Source organism: Neobacillus drentensis (assembly GCF_036962125.1).
GTDB classification, from domain to species: Bacteria; Bacillota; Bacilli; order Bacillales; family Cytobacillaceae; genus Neobacillus; species Neobacillus drentensis_B.
This window is the reverse complement of record NZ_JBALOA010000027.1, coordinates 19,925-39,251: the sequence shown is the minus strand read 5'-3', so window position 1 is coordinate 39,251 and position 19,327 is coordinate 19,925. Positions and strand designations below refer to the sequence as shown.

Annotated in this window: 15 protein-coding genes and 2 pseudogenes; 14 read left to right on the top strand and 3 right to left on the bottom strand. The window is 41.0% G+C overall.

All coding sequences use genetic code 11. From position 1 onward, the window contains the following. Nucleotides 1–16 precede the first annotated feature (16 nt). From V7121_RS21045 to V7121_RS21025, 5 genes are all read left to right on the top strand, one after another. The gene (locus V7121_RS21045) at nucleotides 17–799 is read left to right on the top strand and encodes a 2-keto-4-pentenoate hydratase (protein WP_335495577.1); all 783 of its coding nucleotides are present in this window, start codon (nucleotides 17–19) and stop codon (nucleotides 797–799) included. Between the two features lie 24 nt (nucleotides 800–823). After that, complete coding sequence (locus V7121_RS21040; RefSeq protein ID WP_335495579.1) at nucleotides 824–1,615, top strand: 2-keto-4-pentenoate hydratase; 792 nt, start codon at nucleotides 824–826, stop codon at nucleotides 1,613–1,615. 27 nt (nucleotides 1,616–1,642) lie between these two features. Then, a complete protein-coding gene (locus tag V7121_RS21035; RefSeq protein WP_335495580.1) occupies nucleotides 1,643–1,843 on the top strand; it encodes a 2-hydroxymuconate tautomerase in 201 nt (66 codons plus the stop codon). Continuing rightward, complete coding sequence (locus V7121_RS21030; protein ID WP_335547690.1) at nucleotides 1,840–3,312, top strand: aldehyde dehydrogenase; 1,473 nt, start codon at nucleotides 1,840–1,842, stop codon at nucleotides 3,310–3,312. The genes V7121_RS21035 and V7121_RS21030 overlap by 4 nt, the downstream gene beginning before the upstream one ends. Before the next feature lie 246 nt (nucleotides 3,313–3,558). Continuing rightward, on the top strand, nucleotides 3,559–4,128 hold the full coding sequence (locus V7121_RS21025) for a dihydrofolate reductase family protein (protein ID WP_335495584.1): 570 nt from the start codon (nucleotides 3,559–3,561) through the stop codon (nucleotides 4,126–4,128). Nucleotides 4,129–4,318: 190 nt separating this feature from the next. Here the strand turns inward: V7121_RS21025 and V7121_RS21020 are convergent, their stop codons facing one another. Next, the gene (locus V7121_RS21020) at nucleotides 4,319–4,888 is read right to left on the bottom strand and encodes a dihydrofolate reductase family protein (RefSeq protein ID WP_335495585.1); all 570 of its coding nucleotides are present in this window, start codon (nucleotides 4,886–4,888) and stop codon (nucleotides 4,319–4,321) included. Nucleotides 4,889–5,351: 463 nt separating this feature from the next. On the opposite strand from V7121_RS21020, the pseudogene V7121_RS21015 reads away from it, so the two are divergent. The 6 genes and pseudogenes from V7121_RS21015 to V7121_RS20990 form a co-directional block, all read left to right on the top strand. Beyond that, nucleotides 5,352–5,510 (top strand): annotated as a pseudogene (locus V7121_RS21015) (DNA replication protein DnaD); the annotation flags it as partial. Then, complete coding sequence (locus V7121_RS21010; RefSeq protein ID WP_335495586.1) at nucleotides 5,473–5,901, top strand: hypothetical protein; 429 nt, start codon at nucleotides 5,473–5,475, stop codon at nucleotides 5,899–5,901. The pseudogene V7121_RS21015 and the gene V7121_RS21010, both read left to right, overlap by 38 nt. Nucleotides 5,902–5,973: 72 nt before the next feature. After that, on the top strand, nucleotides 5,974–6,495 hold the full coding sequence (locus tag V7121_RS21005; protein WP_335495588.1) for an ECF transporter S component: 522 nt from the start codon (nucleotides 5,974–5,976) through the stop codon (nucleotides 6,493–6,495). A 172-nt stretch (nucleotides 6,496–6,667) separates the two neighbouring features. Continuing rightward, on the top strand, nucleotides 6,668–7,174 hold the full coding sequence (locus V7121_RS21000) for a hemerythrin domain-containing protein (RefSeq protein ID WP_335495590.1): 507 nt from the start codon (nucleotides 6,668–6,670) through the stop codon (nucleotides 7,172–7,174). Nucleotides 7,175–7,679: 505 nt separating this feature from the next. Next, the gene (locus V7121_RS20995) at nucleotides 7,680–8,198 is read left to right on the top strand and encodes a hypothetical protein (protein ID WP_335547689.1); all 519 of its coding nucleotides are present in this window, start codon (nucleotides 7,680–7,682) and stop codon (nucleotides 8,196–8,198) included. A 211-nt stretch (nucleotides 8,199–8,409) separates the two neighbouring features. Then, nucleotides 8,410–10,060 (top strand): annotated as a pseudogene (locus V7121_RS20990) (catalase). 336 nt (nucleotides 10,061–10,396) lie between these two features. Here V7121_RS20990 and katG read toward each other — a convergent pair. Further along, entirely contained in the window at nucleotides 10,397–12,613 is a 2,217-nt protein-coding gene (katG, locus tag V7121_RS20985; RefSeq protein ID WP_335495594.1) for a catalase/peroxidase HPI, read from the bottom strand. A 505-nt stretch (nucleotides 12,614–13,118) separates the two neighbouring features. Between katG and V7121_RS20980 the strand changes: the two genes are divergently transcribed. Next, nucleotides 13,119–13,886, top strand: a complete 768-nt coding sequence (locus V7121_RS20980; RefSeq protein ID WP_335547687.1) for an SDR family oxidoreductase — start codon at nucleotides 13,119–13,121, stop codon at nucleotides 13,884–13,886. A 200-nt stretch (nucleotides 13,887–14,086) separates the two neighbouring features. Beyond that, nucleotides 14,087–16,336: a glycoside hydrolase family 3 C-terminal domain-containing protein gene (locus tag V7121_RS20975; RefSeq protein WP_335547685.1), complete on the top strand. Its 2,250-nt coding sequence runs from the start codon at nucleotides 14,087–14,089 to the stop codon at nucleotides 16,334–16,336. Between the two features lie 43 nt (nucleotides 16,337–16,379). Here V7121_RS20975 and V7121_RS20970 read toward each other — a convergent pair whose 3' ends face one another. After that, the gene (locus V7121_RS20970; RefSeq protein ID WP_335547683.1) at nucleotides 16,380–17,624 is read right to left on the bottom strand and encodes a helix-turn-helix domain-containing protein; all 1,245 of its coding nucleotides are present in this window, start codon (nucleotides 17,622–17,624) and stop codon (nucleotides 16,380–16,382) included. 138 nt (nucleotides 17,625–17,762) lie between these two features. On the opposite strand from V7121_RS20970, the gene V7121_RS20965 reads away from it, so the two are divergent. Beyond that, nucleotides 17,763–19,247: an NAD-dependent epimerase/dehydratase family protein gene (locus tag V7121_RS20965; protein WP_335501920.1), complete on the top strand. Its 1,485-nt coding sequence runs from the start codon at nucleotides 17,763–17,765 to the stop codon at nucleotides 19,245–19,247. Nucleotides 19,248–19,327: the final 80 nt, after the last annotated feature.

Genomic DNA, 19,327 nt, shown 5'->3' with positions numbered 1-19,327 from the left:
GATAGAGGAGGAATCAATGGTGTCGATTATTCAAGAGGCTGCAACCCGCTTATTGGAAGCCGAGGAAACAAAGCAGGTTATCGAACCGTTAACGGTTTCCTATCCGGGGATAACAGTGGATGAAGCCTACTATACGCAATTAGAGATGATCCGTAGAAAAGTCGATAAGGGCGGAATCATTGTTGGGAAGAAAATTGGGGCTACAAGCAAAGCCATTCAAAACATGTTTGGTGTCAACCAGCCTGATTATGGTCATTTATTGGCTGATATGATGTATGTCGAAGGGGAAACCATTTCTCTTGCTCAATATATCCAACCGAAAGTAGAATTTGAGATTGCCTTTAAATTGAAAAAAGACTTAAAAGGTCCAAATGTATCGATCTTAGATGTCATTGAAGCAACGGAGTATATTGTTCCAGCGATTGAAGTGATTGATAGCCGCATTCGGGATTGGCAGATCAAATTTGAAGATACGGTCGCAGATAATGGATCATCTGCGAGTGCGATTATTGGCGGAAAACCGACAAAACTTGAAGGACTAGATCTTACCCATATTGGGATGGTTGCTTATCGAAACGGAGAAATGATTGACTCAGGCGCGGGTGCAGCCGTCCTTGGAAATCCGCTCCGGTCGATTGCGTGGCTGGCGAATTCATTAGGAAAATACGATGTGAGCTTAAAAGCTGGGGAAATCCTTCTCTCAGGGGCTTTAACCAGTGCAATTGAAGTGAATGAAAATGACACGTTTACGGCTGAGTTTGCTCATATAGGTTCCGTCACGGCTTCCTTTACCCGATAAAAATTAGAAAACTAGGTGATAAACATGATCAAGACAGATGTGATCGATCAAATCGCTTTTGAACTCTATGAAGCTGAAAAACAGAAAAAGTCGGTTAATAAATTTGTTGATGCCTATCCTGAAATGGATGAAGCATTTGCCTATCAAATACAAGAACGCTTAATTGAAATGAAATGCAAGGAAGAAAAAACACAAAGAGTCGGACGAAAGCTTGGATTAACGAGTAAGGCAAAACAAGTAATGATGGGCGTTCATGAACCATCTTATGGGGTTTTGCTCGAAAACATGCAACTGTTTGAGGGGGAACGCATTTCGCTTGCACCATTTATCCATGCAAAAGTGGAACCAGAAATTGCTTTTATATTCAATAGGGAAGTTAAAGGGCCGCATGTGACCGTAGCAGATGTACTGGCAGCAACCGAATATATCGCTCCTGCACTCGAAATCATCGACAGCAGGTTCCAAGGCTTTAAGTTTACACTGTCCGATGCTGTGGCGGATAATTCCTCTTCTTCTCGTTATATCATCGGCGAGAGATTCTACTCACCGGAAAACTTCGATTTGAAATTAATGGGAATGGTCTTCAAGCAGAACGGCGAAGTAGTAGCGACGGGTGCGGGTGCAGCTGTGATGGGACACCCAGCGAGGGCGATTGCCTGGCTTGCCAATCGATTGTATAAGGTCGGACAGAGCATCCAACCTGGTGAAGTCGTGTTAAGCGGTTCCTTATCAGCTGCCATTAAAATTGAAGCCGGTGACCATTTTTCTGCAAGTTTTGATGGGATCGGTTCCGTAGAGGCTATATTTACCGAATAAAAAACATGGCGAAGGGAGAGTGCTAGAATGCCATTTATTCAGATTAATATTGTGAAAGGCAGATCGCCTGAAAAGAAAGAACGATTGATTAGAGAAGTTTCTGACTTAGTTTCTGAGGTGTTAGAAGCTCCCATTCAAAATGTGCGTGTCATGATCAATGAAATGGAACCTGAACATTGGGGAATAGCGGGTGAATCTATTAAAAAAAGAAATGAGGCTCTCAAATGACAAAGGTACATACCGAAGTAAAAGAAGTTGGTTTATATATTAACGGCGAGTATGTACAAGCAGTCAGTGGGGCAACTTTTGATGTAAAAAACCCTGCTACTCAAGAAATCATTGCTAAGGTAAGTGAAGCAACAGTAGATGATGTAGATAAAGCCTGCCGTGCGGCAAGAGAAGCCTTTGAAAATGGTCCATGGCGGACGATGACAGTGGCCGAAAGATGTGCGAAACTTCGCCGGATGGCTGAAATTATTCTTGAGCGAAAAGAAGAAATTGCTCGATTGGACGCTACAGATGTTGGAAAGCCGTATCATTCGGCTCTTCTGCACGAGGTGCCGCGGGCTGCCAACAACATCAAGTTTTTTGCCGATTTCATGGAAAAACAAGGCGGCGAGGTCTATCCAATGGAGGATGAATATCTTAACTATACTCGTTATGAACCAGTAGGAGTCGCTGCACTAATCACGCCTTGGAATGTACCATTCATGCTAACGACTTGGAAACTGGGCCCTTGCCTTGCCGCAGGAAATACAGCTGTCATCAAGCCGGCCGAAATGACTCCGTTATCTGTATCCTTACTCGGTGAAATTGCTAAAGAGGCTGGTATCCCAGATGGTGTAGTCAATGTCGTTCATGGTCTTGGCAGTGTTGTGGGGACGGCCCTTACCACTCACCCGGAAGTAGATTTAGTTTCCTTCACCGGTTCTACCGCAACAGGTAAACGAATTTTAAAAAGCGGAGCCGATTCACTGAAAAAGGTTTCTTTTGAACTTGGCGGGAAAGCGGCCAACATCGTGTTTGAGGATGCCAATCTGGATAAGGCGATTCCTGTTTCCATCCAGGCTGCTTTTATGAATTCAGGTCAAATATGCCTGGCGGGATCACGAATTTTAGTTCAGCGCATGATTTTTGACGAGTTTTTGGAGAGATTTACGAAGGCAGCTAAGGACCTTAAGGTGGGGGATCCACAAAATGAAGATACAAAAATGGGTCCGGTGGTAAGCGCGGAGCATTATAAAAAAGTAACCAGTTATCTTGAGGTTGCAAAGGAAGAGGGGGCTAGCTTAATTTGCGGCGGTAACCGGCCGGAACTACCTGAATATTTACAGAATGGATATTATTTAGAGCCTACTATTTATGTGAGTGAAAATCCAAAGTCACGGATGTGCCAGGAAGAAATCTTTGGACCAATTGTTACAATTATTCCATTTGATACAGAAGAAGAAGCCCTAAGGATTGCAAATGATACGGAATATGGATTAAACGGTGTGGTTTGGACGGAAAACCTGCAGCGTGCTCATCGGATTGCACACTCTGTCCGGGCAGGGACCATTTGGGTAAATTGCTGGTTTGTCCGTGACCTGCGTGCCCCATTTGGCGGATTCAAGAAAAGTGGAGTGGGACGTGAAGGCGGCCATCACAGTATGGAATTCTTTACAGAAGCCAAAAATATTTGCATTGCGTTGAAGTAGTGTTCTTCAAATAACAATAAGATGGAAGGGGTGTATGGCTTAAAATGCCTTTACACCCTTTTTCCGTGAATTCATAACGTTTGGAGCTTTTTACTATTTTATAGATTATTAAGGAATTTCTACTAACTTCTTTTGTATTTGAAAGGAAAGATAACTTATAATAGGCTACGATTATCTAAATTCGTTGGTAATCCTTATTCAACGGACAGAAAAATCAAAATCCGAATGATAAAAGGATGAATAGTTATGACAAATAACGTAAAAAAGAGAAGAATAATTTTAGATTTAGCAGTTACTTTAGATGGTTTTATTGAAGGGGAAAATGGAGAAGTTGATTGGTGCATTATGGAGCCTGATATGGGATTCACTGATTTCTTAAATCAAATTGATACTATTTTTTATGGTAGAAAAAGCTACGATTTATGGGGACAATATATTCCAAAAAATGATGACCCTGATACCGAAAAGGAAATATGGAAATTGGTTCATAGTAAAAAGAAATATGTTTTTTCCAGAACACAAAATGAGATTGATAATCAAGCAATATTTATCAATGATAATATTCTTGAAGAAGTAAATAAATTGAAGAAAAAGTCTGGTAAAGACATCTGGCTATATGGTGGAGCAAGTCTGATTACAACTTTTATAAATTTGGGGCTAGTTGATGAATTTAGATTATCGATTCACCCTGTTGTTTTGGGAGAAGGAAAACCGTTGTTTATTGATTTGGAACAGAGGATAAATTTAAAAATGGTTAAAACAAGTACATTTTCCTCTGGCGTTGTGCAAATAATCTATCATTGGAATGGTAACTAAAAATAGAGTAAAAAATCACCGAAATTGCAAAAAACACCTTCAAATAATCACATTTGGAGGCGTTTTTTGGCGAACAGTGACAGTCACTGTTCGCCATTCTCAATGTTGATTTTCAGTCAAAACTATAACCTCCCCGTAAAGGGATGTTTTTTTAAGCTATCGTTCTCCGTTTTCGGAACACGTTGTACAGCTATTTCTCCAACTCATAGCGGGCCGAGATAATGCCTGACTTGAACGTTCGGCTGGACAGCAGCTTGAGTCTGATTTTCTCACCGCCGCCGTCGAATACCGATTTTCCGCCGCCTAGGACGACCGGACAAATGGTAAGCAGGAATTCGTCGATCAAGCCGAGCTCAAGCAACGTCTTGGCCGCTCCCGGACTGCCGAAAATAACGAGATTTTTGCCAGGCTGCTCCTTTAGTACCTTAATTTCCTCTGCGATATTGTCCTTGATCAGCATCGTATTGTTCCATTCCACTTTGTCCATCGTCCCGGAAATGACGATCTTCTTAACATCCTGCAGCCATTTGGCATGCTCTATTTCGTGCCTCGTCGCATTCGGATCGTTCAGCACCGTGGGCCAGTAGCTCTCCATCATCCGATACGTCGTGCGTCCATAAACGGGAGCTCCGACTTCGGCAACGATCTCCTCGGAGTATTTCTCTAATTCCTCGTTGTACGGAATCCAATTGAGTCCTCCATTAGAATCCGACGCATACCCGTCCAGCGACACATGCATAAACAATACGAGTTTTCTCATTTCTGTTTTTCCTCCAATTTCGAATTTATTTTGTTCGATTTTTTTGGCCGTTGGCCCGCGTTTCACCCTGCTGTTACGTTCATTATAAATCATTACGTTACGTAGGGGTAAAGTGGGAATCTGAATTTTTTGAAAACAACAATGTTGCGCAAAACTGCCCGTTTAATAGTAAGCCATCCGTCGAAGTCTCGTGTTCGTGTCTATCACTTCTATTGTTTTGTGATCAGTATGAAAAATGTAGTATTCACAGAAGGTTCAGCTAAGTGCAGTTTTTTGTATTCTTTCCATGCATATGTTGATCGAAAAAACGCTGAAAAGTGGATGAAATTGCAAAAAACGCCCTCAAAAATCACTTTTGATGGCGTTTTTTTTGATGTTTCACCCAAAATTCTATGACCTTTTTATTCATTTATTTCTATATAACTGATGAAGGTATTTTTAAAGAGAAGGGCAGTGGTTGAGGATGGCAAAGTTTAGAAAAGTGCGTATCGATTTTTGGATGGATCCAATGGTTTCGGAGGAAATGACACCAGAGGACAGATACTTTTATTTATATCTTTTAACGAATCAGCGTAGTACTCAAATTGGAATCTATCAAATTACTTTACGCCGATTGTCTTTTTTATGAAGAATCAACATTGGCTCATCTCATCCACCATTTACTAGTAGAGAAGAAAATTTCATTAGAGGACGAGATGTCCAAACTCGACCTAGAAAAAGCGGACCATCAGAAAGTAGGGGAAATGATTCAAAACAATCTATTAGGTTTTCATAAAATTGGCATCTACTCGCTGAAAATGAACCAAAAGGAATTTGTGTTTATCTTTGCAGCCAGTGAGCGTGCGGCCATCCAATTCTATAAAGATAGGTTTCATCAATCCCCATTAAATTGTCATGAATACACACTAGATTTTGAGCTTACTAGAGGAAAAGAGAGTATTTCGTTTCGGGAGATGAAGAAGGAATTCAAGTGTTTTCCAGCGATAGCGGGGGATTTTGAGAGGGAAAGATGAGGGATTTATTTATCTTAATTTTCGGTGTATAATAATAAAAGTTATTATTCTAAAAAAGAAGAGGTTATCAAAATGAATTCAACATTCACACCAACAAGAACAACCAACACAAGAACCATCGTTATCAATGCGCTTTTCATTGCCTTAACCTTAGTTGTCACAATGTTTATTCAAATAAGGCTCCCATTGATGGGGAACGGAGGCCTCATTCATCTGGGGAACGTGCCTCTCTTTATTGCAGCCTTGGTTTACGGCAAGAAAACAGGAGCGATCGCAGGTGCCTTCGGAATGGGCTTGTTTGATATTATTTCGGGCTGGACACTGTGGGCACCATTTACCTTTGTCATCGTGGGTACAATGGGCTTTGTAGTTGGACTGATTTCCGAAAAAGTACCCGGAAATAGAATCCTTGTTAACACACTGGCAATCGCAACTGCACTTATCATTAAAGTGGTAGGTTACTATTTTACAGAAGTTATTCTATATGGCAACTGGATCCAGCCATTCGGCTCCGTTCCAGGGAATATTATGCAGGTCGCAATCGCAGGTATTATTGTAGTACCTCTTGTATCACGCTTAAAGAAAAGAATTTAAAAACTATTGAGGCAGTGGTGATTACTTAAAAAGAAGTGACCTTCGGATCTATGATTCTAATCACACAATGCTCCTCACTTTTGGCGTATGCTTGAAGAAGAGTGGAAAGGGCCATCATGGATAATAAGAACCACGGATAATTTGTGATGGCAGGATGAGAGGCGATTTACTGATGAAATCTTCGAAGGTTGTTTTTAGTGCTCCACTGCAACATTTAATGGACGAGCATGTGTTGCTCCGTGAAGATATGGATCTAATTTATGAGATCACTGAAGATATGGAGTCCGAATCGGGTGCTGCTGTGATTCAACTGTTTGCGACATTGTCCGAGCAGGTTTCGGCTTTCTATGATAAGCTGAAGGACCATTCCAAGCGCGAGGAAGACGGGTTGTTCCCGATGATTTCCCGTCATCTCGAAGTGAATGATCGAACCATTGAAGAGATGGAATCGGAACATGAAAAGGCCGAGCAGCATCTTGAGGACTTTCTTCGAGAAGCTGACCTGGCGGGAGTCACCATTGATGAAGACGCTGCGGGATGGATTGCCGTGTACGCTGTCCAAGCACTTGCAACGTTAACACAACACTTCGCCAAGGAAGAGAAGATGCTGTTTCCGTTGGCGGAGGCCTTACTGTCGGTTGTTGAGAAGGTGGAGCTCGGACGGCTGTTTCGGGATTGATAAATCATCGCAATAAAACCTTTCAGTAAAAAAGCGAAATCTTTAAGATTTCGCTTTTTTTATTATAGAGGGTATAAAAAGAAATACCCACAATAGAAGTTGAGTTCCATAAATCGACGCCAAAATACTTCTATGCTCGTTAGTGTTTTTCCTAACAAAGTAAACAAGGAATAAAGCTGCAAAAGTACCTGAAATTATATGCATTAGTACAATAAATTTCTTCATGTATTAACCTCCTTCTATTTGGCTGACTGAGAAGTGTAGGATTAGTATTTGCCAATTCGGTTATGATATCCATATAAAAAGCAAACGTTTTTCTTTGTTTGCTGGAGCTTGAACGGATGATTCTGGATTAATAGGTCAGCGTAACAAGACCTTTCTTTTAAACACTCACAAATAGGATTAATTCACCTTTTGTGGGTGTTTTTTTGTAATATACTGTCAAACCATCGACAAATATCTACAAAAATCTGCTATATTAAAAGCAATGAAAAAGGAGGTGAGAATGATGGAAAAAACACTCAAGTTGATCGTGGACAAACTTGATAGCTTGGACCAAAAGGTAACTACAATGGATCAAAGATTATCTGACTTGGATCAAAAGGTAACCACAATGGATCAAAGATTATCTAACATGGACCAAAAGGTAACCACAATGGATCAAAGATTATCTAACATGGACCAAAAGGTAACCAAAATGGATCATAGATTTTCTGCCTTGGACCAAAAGGTAACCACAATGGACCAAAGATTATCTGCCTTGGACCAAAAGGTAAACACAATGGATCAAAGATTAACAACGGAACAAAAAAGACAAGGAGATTTATTACATCAATTAATTAATACAGTAGCAGCCACGAATGTAAAGATTTCCGAAACAAATGAAAGAATGGAGGTTTTAGAAACTAAAGTCGACACTGTTATCGATGATGTGAAAGAAATCAAAAATTCTATGGCTACCAAATATGACCTTCAATATTATGACGTGAAGATTTCCGAACACTCCAGGAAATTCACAAGTTGAAAAATAGCTAATACACTCCAAAAGAATCCTTCATTATAACTTTTTCCAAAAAATAAACCATGGTCCTTCATAGACTGGAATAGTTAAAGACACCTACAAGATAATTTCCTTTTGTGGGTGTTTTTTATTTGCTTTTCCAGTTGACCCAAACAATGGATAAATTCACTAGTAAGAGGAAAAATAAGGATACCTTTTTTAGGGAGGACTTATTTTGACAGAGAACAAAAATGTGAATGATTCAAATGAACAAGACGTAAAACGGGAGACGTTGACCACTCGCCAGGGCCATCCTGTGATGGATAACCAAAACATTCGCACCATTGGCAATCGGGGACCTGCGACACTTGAGAATTACCATTTTATTGAGAAAATTTCCCATTTTGATCGGGAAGAAGTCCCAGAACGTGTGGTCCATGCACGGGGAACGGGAGCATTTGGTTATTTTGAAACCTACGGAAAAGTAGGTGATGAGCCAGTAGAGAAGTATATGCGCGCGAAAGTATTTTCTGGTGCTGGGAAAAAAACACCGTTAATGGTGCGTTTCTCCACCGTGGCAGGTGCGAAAGATTCGCCGGAAACAGCCCGTGATCCAAGTGGTTTTGCGGTAAAAAATGTATACGGAAGATGGGAACTGGGACTTGGTTGGGAACAATCTGAAAATTTTCTTTATCCGTGATGCGATGAAGTTCCCTGATATGATTCACGCGTTTAAAGCGGATCCAGCATCGAATGTGCCCAATCCTGAGCGGATGTTTGATTTCGTTTCCCGCACACCTGAAGCCACGCATATGATTACATTGCTATTTTCCCCCTGGGGGATTCCAGCGACATACCGCCACATGCAGGGCTCTGGTGTAAACACCTATAAATAGGTAAATGAAAAAGGCGAGGCGGAGTTGGTGAAATATCACTGGGAGCCGAAGCAAGGGATTCGGAACCTAACACAAGAAGAGGCAAACGCGATTCAAGCGAAGAATGTCGGTCATGCGACACAGGATTTATACGAAGCGATTGAGCGAGGAGAATATCCTGAATGGGAACTCTATGTGCAGATTATGGAGGATGATTACCATCCAGAACTGGATTTTGATCCACTTGATGATACCAAGCTTTGGCCAGAGGATCAGTTCCCATGGTTACCCGTTGGACGCATGGTCCTTGATCGGAATCCTGTTGATTTTCATGCGGAAATTGAGCAAGCCGCCTTTGGCACAGGGGTTCTGGTGGATGGAATGGATTTCTCAGATGATAAAATGCTTCAGGGGCGTACGTTCTCTTACTCGGTTACGCAGCGTTATCGGGTAGGTGCGAATTATCTGAGCCTGCCGGTGAACGCACCAAAAGCGCCTGTTCGCACAAATCAGCATCGCGGCCAAATGGATATTCGTAACCCGAAAGAATCTGGAGAAAACCCACATATTAACTATGAGCCATCGATGCTCGGCGGCTATACGGAAACAAATAGAGATAACCGTGCACCGCACCAGCCAATATATAGCGCAGCAGCCATGAGCGCGCCAATTGATCGTCCGAACAACTACGGACAAGCGGGCCACACTTACCGCAGCTTGGATAATTGGGAGCGTGATGAATTAATCAAAAACCTGTCTGAAGCGCTGGCGATATGCGACAAACGAATTCAGGATGCCATGATCGATCATTTCACACAAGCTGATGAAGACTATGGCAGCCGTGTGAAGGAAGGAATCGAACAGGTAATGAAAGATATCCAAGAAATGAAGACGGAAAATCAAGTTCCAGGCCGTGAAGCAGGTAAATCGAAATTTGGTCAGGGGACAATAGCTGCCAACGAAGCAACAGAGGAGGCTGTAAAGAAGGGGCATGAAGCGGGCCCTTATTAATAATGATATGTCTGGTACCAATGGTAAAAACCGCCGTCAAAAAAAATCGACGGCGGTTTCTTTTTAAAACTTGGCTCTATTATATCTGAATGTTGATTTCAAAATTTAAACGGAGATATTCCGGCTAAATTAGGAAATACAACTATTTCCTCCAAAATAAGGGGAGTTTTTCCGTTTATACGATTCAAATCGTAGGAGTTTGTCATCTTTAGAGCTGTTAATCGGAATATCTCCGCTTATTTCAGCTTCTGAACGCTCCTCTATATAATTAACCGGAAATTCTCCGCCTAGGGATTTTTATACCTTCGAAAAAATCAACATAATAGTACCAATTTCTTACTTACCAGCAAATTGAGCTTTTTTCTGTTCAACCGCCTTAAGATCAAAGCGGTCAGCATTCATTACCTTAACCCAGGCAGCGATAAAGTCACGGACAAACTTCTCTTTGTTATCATCTTGAGCATACACTTCTGCAATCGCACGTAGGACGGAGTTTGAACCAAACACGAGGTCCACTCGAGTCGCTGTACGTTTCACTTCACCTGTTTTTCGATCGCGTCCTTCATAGACCACTCCATCGACAGGCTTCCATGCCACGCCCATGTCAAGTAAATTAACAAAGAAGTCATTCGTGAGTTGGCCTACAGAATCGGTGAATACGCCGTGTGCCGTGCCGCCATAGTTAGTACCCAGTACACGCAGACCACCAATAAGAACCGTCATTTCCGGTGCTGTAAGGTTTAATAATTGAGCTTTATCGATCAGCAACTCTTCTGGACTTACACTGAACTGCTGCTTTTGATAGTTGCGGAAACCATCTGCAACAGGCTCGAGCACGTCAAAACTTTCTGCATCAGTTTGTTCTTGGGTTGCATCCCCGCGTCCAGGAGCAAACGGTACTCTTAAATCAAAGCCTGCATCTTTAGCTGCTTTCTCGATGGCGGCAGTTCCGCCAAGGACAATCAAATCAGCCAAGCTGACTTCTTTTTCGAATTCCTTTTGAATGCCTTCCAGTACTTGAAGCACTTGTGCCAGTTGTTCCGGCTGATTGACTTCCCAATCCTTCTGTGGAGCAAGACGGATGCGGGCACCATTGGCCCCGCCGCGATGGTCAGAGCCACGATAAGTACTGGCTGAAGCCCAGGCAGTTGTTACTAGCTTGCTAACGGTCAAACCGGAGTCTAATATTTTTGCTTTAAGCTCGGCAATATCCGCATCTGTTAAATCATAATTACCAGCTGGAACCGGATCCTGCCAAACGAAATCTTCTTCTGGAACTTCCGGACCGAGATATCTTGCTTTAGGACCCATGTCACGGTGTAACAGTTTGAACCAGGCACGGGCGAAAGCATCGGCAAATTCATTCGGATTCTCGTAGAAACGACGACCTATCTTCTCATAGATCGGATCATGACGCAACGCCATATCAGCCGTGGTCATCATCGTTGGCACTTTAATTGATGCATCTTCAACGTCTGGGGCAAGATGCTCATCAGCAGGATCGACAATCAACCATTGCCATGCACCTGCAGGACTCTTTGTCAGCCACCATTCATAGCCATATAATAGCTCAAAGTAACCATTATCCCACTGGGTTGGGTTCGCGGTCCAAGCACCTTCAATCCCGCTCGTGATCGTGTCACGCCCTTTACCGGAACCGTAGGAGTTGACCCAGCCTAAACCTTGCTCTTCAATTGGAGCCGCTTCCGGCTCTCGACCCACATGAGAGGCATCCCCTGCACCATGGGCCTTACCGAATGTATGACCGCCGGCAATAAGGGCAACGGTTTCTTCATCGTTCATTCCCATGCGGGCAAAGGTTTCACGAATGTCCTTGGCACTTGCAACAGGATCTGGTTTACCATTTGGACCTTCCGGATTAACATAGATAAGCCCCATTTGAACAGCAGCAAGTGGATTCTCCAGGTCACGATCGCCTGTGTAACGATTATCCCCAAGCCATTCCGTTTCCGTGCCCCAATAAATATCTTCCTCAGGATGCCAGATGTCGGCACGTCCAGCTCCAAAACCGACTGTTGGGCCACCCATGTCTTCAATCGCAACATTTCCGACAAGGACAAGCAAGTCGGCCCATGAAATCTTGTTCCCATACTTTTGCTTAATCGGCCAAAGAAGTCGTCGAGCTTTATCAAGGCTGGCATTGTCAGGCCAACTGTTAAGCGGAGCAAAACGCTGGTTGCCAGTTCCACCGCCACCTCGTCCATCCCCAGAACGATACGTACCGGCCGCGTGCCAGGACATACGGATAAAGAATGGACCATAATGGCCATAATCCGCTGGCCACCACTCTTGGCTGGTTGTCATCAAATCACGAAGATCCTGCTTCAGCGCTGGGTAGTCTAATTTTTTAAATTCCTCAGTATAATCAAAGTCTTCACCCATGGGGTTCGATTTTCTGTCATGCTGACGGAGTATATTCAAGTTTAACGCGTTGGGCCACCACTCCCGATTGGTTGTACCACTTGATTTGACACTAGTCGCGCCGCCGTGAAAAGGGCAGCCCTCGATGTTGCCATTTTGTTTAGCATCCATATTTTTTATCTCTCCTTTTATGTAAATTTATATATATATAATTATGTATCTAGTAAAAAACTTAGACACTATAATTATAATAATTATTAAATAGTATTTATAATAATTATTATCTAGTAGATATAATAAATTAATATAAATAAAAAGTCTAGAAAAATGGGCTAAAAAATATTTACAGTTACAAGAAGAGTGATCATGCTGTTGAAATGGATTATAGAATTTTGAAGTTTCATAGGTGGAAAGTGAGTAAAATGTAAGAAGAATAATTGGAAGATAGAATGGAAATGGATGAAAAGATGTATTCAGAATTTGCCTATATTCCCATTATAATGAAGTATATTGTTAGTGGGCAAGTTATATGAGTACCTAAAGAGAAATCATCCTGGAGATATGTTCACAAGATTTAAATATTTAACACTTGCCAGCAGCCTATGTCCACTGAAAAAAGTCATATAATGGCATTAATAGGTACTCGATAATCTCATAGAAATGGAGTGGGCAAGTATTGAAGCATGTTGTTATTACCGGGAGTACAAGAGGAATTGGTTATGGATTGGCCCGGGAATTTTTACGGGCAGGTTGCAGGGTCATGATTAATGGACAATCACAAGAAAGTGTTGATACGGCATTGCAAAGTTTAAGCGAAATGTATCCTGATATGGTGGAAGGGTATGCGGCAGCCGTACATAAACGGGACGAAGTGAAGCAGTTGTGGAATGACGTTAAAAAGCAGTTTGGCACGATTGACATTTGGATTAATAATGCAGGTATTGACCAAGAGAGGAAATACTTTTGGGAACTGGACGAAGAGACGTACGATAAGGTCATTCACACCAATCTTAAAGGGGTGATGAATGGCTGTCATGTGGCTTTTAATCAGATGTTCAAACAAGGCTACGGCCAAATCTTTAACATGGAGGGATTCGGCAGCAATGGAATGATGCGCGAAAGGATGACTTTGTATGGGACATCTAAAAGTGCGGTAAGTTATTTTACTCGCTCACTGGCCATCGAGGCAAAGCACACAAATATCAAAGTGGGCACGCTAAGTCCCGGTATGGTCGCAACAGATTTCTTACGAAAATCGCTTGATGAACAGAACCGGAAAATTTTCAACACCTTGGGCGATAAGGTTGAACCGGTAACGAAGTTCCTTGCGGAGAAAGTCCTTGAAAATCAAAACAATAATGCAAAAATCCAATGGTTGACCAAACCGAAGGTCATGTGGAGGTTTGCTAGTTCGATATTTATTAAAAGGGATATTTTCAATTAATATCATGATGTGAAACAGAAAATACGCTACCGCGGAACTTGCTCGTTTTTTATTTCCTGCCTTGAGATCACCATTTATTTTTATCGAATAAATGATATTACTAAAAATATAATGAACACACCATAAAAAGTCTTTTTACTAATTTAATATTAAGTAGAAAGCGGTGTCATTTACTAGTAATAACTGAGGAGGAAGTGTGGATGAGCAGAAATATCAAAGAACTAATTAACGAAATGACTTTAGAAGAAAAGGCTAGCCTTTGTTCAGGTTTAGATTTTTGGAATACGAAGGTTATTGAAAGGTTAGGTATTCCTTCCATTATGATGACCGATGGACCTCATGGGCTTAGAAAACAAGTAGGAGATACAGACCACCTTGGAATAAATAAAAGTGTTCCTTCCACCTGTTTTCCTTCCGCAGCAGGTCTCGCCTGTTCGTGGGATAAGGATTTGGTGAATAAAGTGGGTGGTGCCATTGGTGAAGAGTGTCAGGCAGAAAACGTGGCCATTATTCTTGGACCAGGAGCCAATATTAAGAGATCTCCATTATGTGGAAGGAACTTCGAATATTTTTCAGAAGACCCTTTTCTCTCAAGTAAACTAGCTGCCCAATTTATAAAAGGTATTCAAAACCAGGGTGTCGGCACTTCCCTAAAACATTTTGCGGTGAACAATCAAGAGTATAAAAGGATGTCCATTGATGCAGTAGTCGATGAACGGACATTAAGAGAAATCTATTTAGCTAGTTTTGAAGAGGCAGTTAAAGAGGGGCAACCATGGACCGTAATGGCAGCATATAACAAGGTAAATGGAGATTACTGTTCTGAGAACAAGAAGCTACTTACAGAAGTGTTAAAGGAAGAGTGGGGGTTTGATGGTTTAGTTGTTACAGACTGGGGAGGGATCAATGAAAGGGACTTCGGACTTGCAGCGGGTCTTGACCTCGAAATGCCTTCTAGCGGCGGAATTGGAGATAACAAGATTATCGAGGCAGTCAAAGAAGGTAGAATCTCTGAAGATGTACTTGACCAAGCTGTAGAAAGGCTTTTAAAGATAATTTTCAAAGCAGTTGAGAATAAACAGGAAAATGCTATTTATAGCAAGGAGGAACATCATGCTTTGGCAAGGGAAGCAGCTAGGGAAAGCATGGTTTTGCTGAAAAATGAAGACAATATTTTACCGATTTATGAAGTAGAATCCATTGCCGTCATTGGTGCGTTTGCAAAGAATCCAAGATATCAAGGTGGAGGAAGCTCTCATATCAATCCGACAAAGCTTGATAGTATCTACGAAGAACTTGCGAAAGTCGCAGGAGATAAAACAACTCTCTCTTATGCGGATGGATATGCGCTGGAAAGTGATGAAGTAAATGAAATTTTAATAGAGGAAGCAGTTGAAGCTGCACAGCAGGCAAAAGTCGCCGTTATATTTGCTGGGCTTCCGGAACGCTATGAATCGGAAGGATTTGACCGCAAGCATCTTAGTATCCCTGATAACCATAAGATATTAATTGAAGCTGTAGCAGAAGTGCAAAACAATGTAATTGTGGTGTTAAGTAACGGTGCACCGATTGAAATGCCGTGGCTTAATAAGGTGAAGGGTGTATTGGAAGGGTATCTTGGTGGTCAAGCATTGGGTGGAGCCATTGCTGATTTACTGTTCGGACATACCAGCCCAAGCGGGAAGCTTGCAGAGACGTTCCCAAAGAAGCTTATACATAATCCTTCTTATTTGAATTTCCCTGGAGATGGGGAGACAGTAGAGTATCGGGAAGGAATATTTGTAGGCTATAGGCATTATGATACCAGAGATGTGGAACCATTATTTCCTTTTGGTTATGGGTTGAGTTATACAAGCTTTGAATATAGTGATTTACAAGTGGAAAAGAAACAAATCAAAGACGATGAAACCATTACAGTTACCGTCAAGATTAAAAATACTGGTAGTATGACAGGAAAAGAAGTGGTGCAGCTTTACGTAAGAGATGTAGAGAGCACAATGTCACGTCCAGAAAAGGAACTGAAGGGATTTGAAAAAGTTTTCCTTCAGCCTGGTGAAGAAAAGACCGTTACATTTGAATTAGGTAAACGAGCATTTGCCTATTACAATGTGAAGTTGAAGGAATGGCACGTTGAAACAGGGACCTTTGAAATTTTGGTTGGTAAATCATCTAGAAATATTCTTCTTCGTGATACAGTTGATGTAGAATCTACAGTAACCATAAAAAAAATTCTAACCCGAAATTCCACATTTGGTGATTTAATGGAACATCCTGTTGGAGCAGAAATGATGAAAGCGATGAGTCAGGCACAATTCGACGGGGAAAGCAGTTTAGGCGCAGGAATGCAGGAAATGATCATGGGTACAACTCTTCATAACGCAGCTGTGATGAGCAATGGACTCTTTACGGAAGAAATGCTGAAAGGGATCCTACAAGCTGTAAATAATTAAAATGAACAATGTTAGGAATAGCCCGGCAGAAAAATCTGTCGGGTTATTGGTCTATAAGATGATATTTTTCTTTGTATTGTTTTGGCGTGATCCCTGTATGTCTTTTGAAAACCTTCGTAAAGTAGCTCTGGTCAGAGAAGTTTAATAACGAACCTATTTCCGAAAGAGGTGTATTGGTATATTCAATCAAATTTTTAGCCTCATCTATTTTAACTTGTTGAATATAGTCGCTAACAGAAATGCCAACTTCCTTTTTAAACAGTATGGATAAGTAGCTGTGACTTAATTCTGCATGGTTTGCGACATCATCATGGGTGATTTTTTCATACCGGGTGTTGTAAATATAATTTTTACAATTAGTAATCGTAATAGAAAATCGGTCCTCTTTTACCTGACGAACTTTTTCTGTAAAGGTAAAGAAGGCTTCCCCTGCTAAGTGGTCAATTTCCTTAATCGTTTTTAAGTCCTCTAGACGCTGAATGTAAATATCACTTAAAGAAAATGCCATTTCCGGGTGGAGACCTCCTTCAATTGAAGCTCTAGTAGCTAAGGTAACTCCTGCGATGGTCACGTTTTTCTTTGAACGGATATAACTGGACTTTGACAAAACCCCTGTACTTTCTTCTTCCATTTGAGTAAAACTTTTTAACTCTTCTACTCGTCCTTCTTTGATAATCGATAATAGCTTTTTCTCTAGTAAAGGGTCGTGGTGGACCGCTGCGGGCTGTTCCCTTTTAGTTGTGTTCCTGAAGAGTTTATGATTCAAATTTTCCCCTAGTTGTTCACGGTTTAAGTTTTGCTTCGTTACTGTTTCAGAGGTAATCAGAGTTTGGGTGATTAGGTAGAACGCCATCACACTTACTTTTATTAGCTTCTCATTTGGTATAACAGGAGTGGAATGATAGTAATGGACTACCTGTTCCCGCTGAGCAAAAACATGGAAATCATTGATCAACCCATTGATTTTCTGTTCGAATAAAACGTAGGGAAGAGAAGGACCTATAATCACCGTACCTTCAAACAAATCATTGTGTACAACGCTTATTAAAATATAATTCTCATAAAAATAAGTCTTTCTTAAGACCGGGTAACTGTATTGTTTCTCTGGCTCAAAGTTCAATAAGGTAAATAGATTTTTCTTTTCATTTTTATATAACGGATTTAACACGGAATTATCAATGATTTCAAAGCTAATTTCTCCAGTTGGCTTAACAAAAAAAACAGATAAATCAAAGGTTTCAGCAACTAACTTACATAAGTTTTTTAATTTGTCCGTACCATTTGACATAAAGAAGTCCTACCCTTCAGTATATGATGTTCAGTTATTAATTAAATTACCAAATAATAAATGAAATTACCATAATAATTCCTTGGGATACCTTATCATGAATTTTGTAAAAAGGAAACATAGAAAGAAGTGAAGGGTATGACGAATAAAAAGACGGTGTTTTTAACAGGTGCTTCTGGGAACATGGGGTATGAAGGGTTTAAACAATTGCTTAATAGGAGAGAGCATTTTAATATCGTGGCGTTAGTCTTACCGACGGAAAAAGATAAAAATTTGATGTCTCCATATGAAAAAGAGCCCGGCGTAAAAATCATCTGGGGAGATTTAACAAATTATGATGATGTATTTCAAGGTGTCGAGGGGGCTGATTATGTCCTCCATGTTGGCGGATTAGTCTCTCCAGCGGCAGACTATGTTCCTACATTGACGAGTCAGGTAAATGTAGGGGCTGTCCGAAATATTATTAAAGCGATAAAAGCTCAGCCAAATGCAGATGAAATGAAACTGGTTTATATCGGAACCGTAGCGGAAACGGGCGATCGAAATTTGCCTATTCATTGGGGAAGGACAGGTGACCCTATTAAAATCAGTGTATATGACAACTATGCAATCACAAAGACGATTGCCGAGAGGGAAGTAATAGAATCCGGTTTGAAATACTGGGTATCTTTACGGCAAACTGGAGTGCTTTATAGCGGGATGCTAAATAATCTGGACCCCATTATGTTCCACGAACCTATAAACGGTGTCTTTGAATGGGTTACTGCCCGTGATTCGGGCAGACTTTTGGCGAATGTATGTGAAGAAGAGGTACCAGAAGAGTTTTGGAGAAGAATCTATAACATAGGTGGAGGGGAAAAATATAGGACGACCAATTATGAATTTATGGAAAAAAGCTTCAGTGCATTGGGCATGGATGTAAAAAAAGTCACGAATTTAAACTGGTTTGCGACAAGGAATTTTCATGGCCAATGGTATGAAGATTCCGATATCTTGGAGGGATATCTAAACTTTAGGAGAGGGTCAGCAGATGAATTTATCGCAGAGTTGAAAGAAAATGCGCCTTTTAAAATGAGATTGGCTAAATTTGTCCCTTCATATTTGATCAAAAAGTTGATTATGGAGCCTGTGGCCAATAAAGAACTTGGTACGATGTATTGGATTAAAAATGCTGAAAATGACAGGATAACTGCTTTCTTTGGTTCAAAGGAAAAGTGGAAAGAGATTCCGAGCTGGAATGAGTATAAAGGAGTCGAACCTTCTCAAGCGGCTATTAGACTTAACCACGGTTATGATGAAACCACACCAAAATCAGAACTGGATATTGAAGATATGAAGCAAGCAGCCAAGTTTAGGGGTGGAGAGTGTCTAGCCGAAACCATGCAAAAAGGGGAACTATCTACCAAATTACCCTGGTGCTGTACTTTTGGCCATTATTTCGAAGCAAGTCCAACGCTTGTACTTTTAGGAGGACATTGGTGTCCTGAATGCTTGCCAACCCCTTGGAATTATGATGAGGAAGCAAAAAGGAATCCTTTTTTTGCACAAGTTTGGTATCCGCTGCATGAAAAAGACGAAGCTAATTACTATCCAAAAAGTATACTTAAAGATATTAAAATGTAAAGATTAAATGATCCTAAAGGGCTGTTGAGTACATCTTAACAGTCTTTTTTTAATAAAAGGAAAAAGAAATAAATAATTTG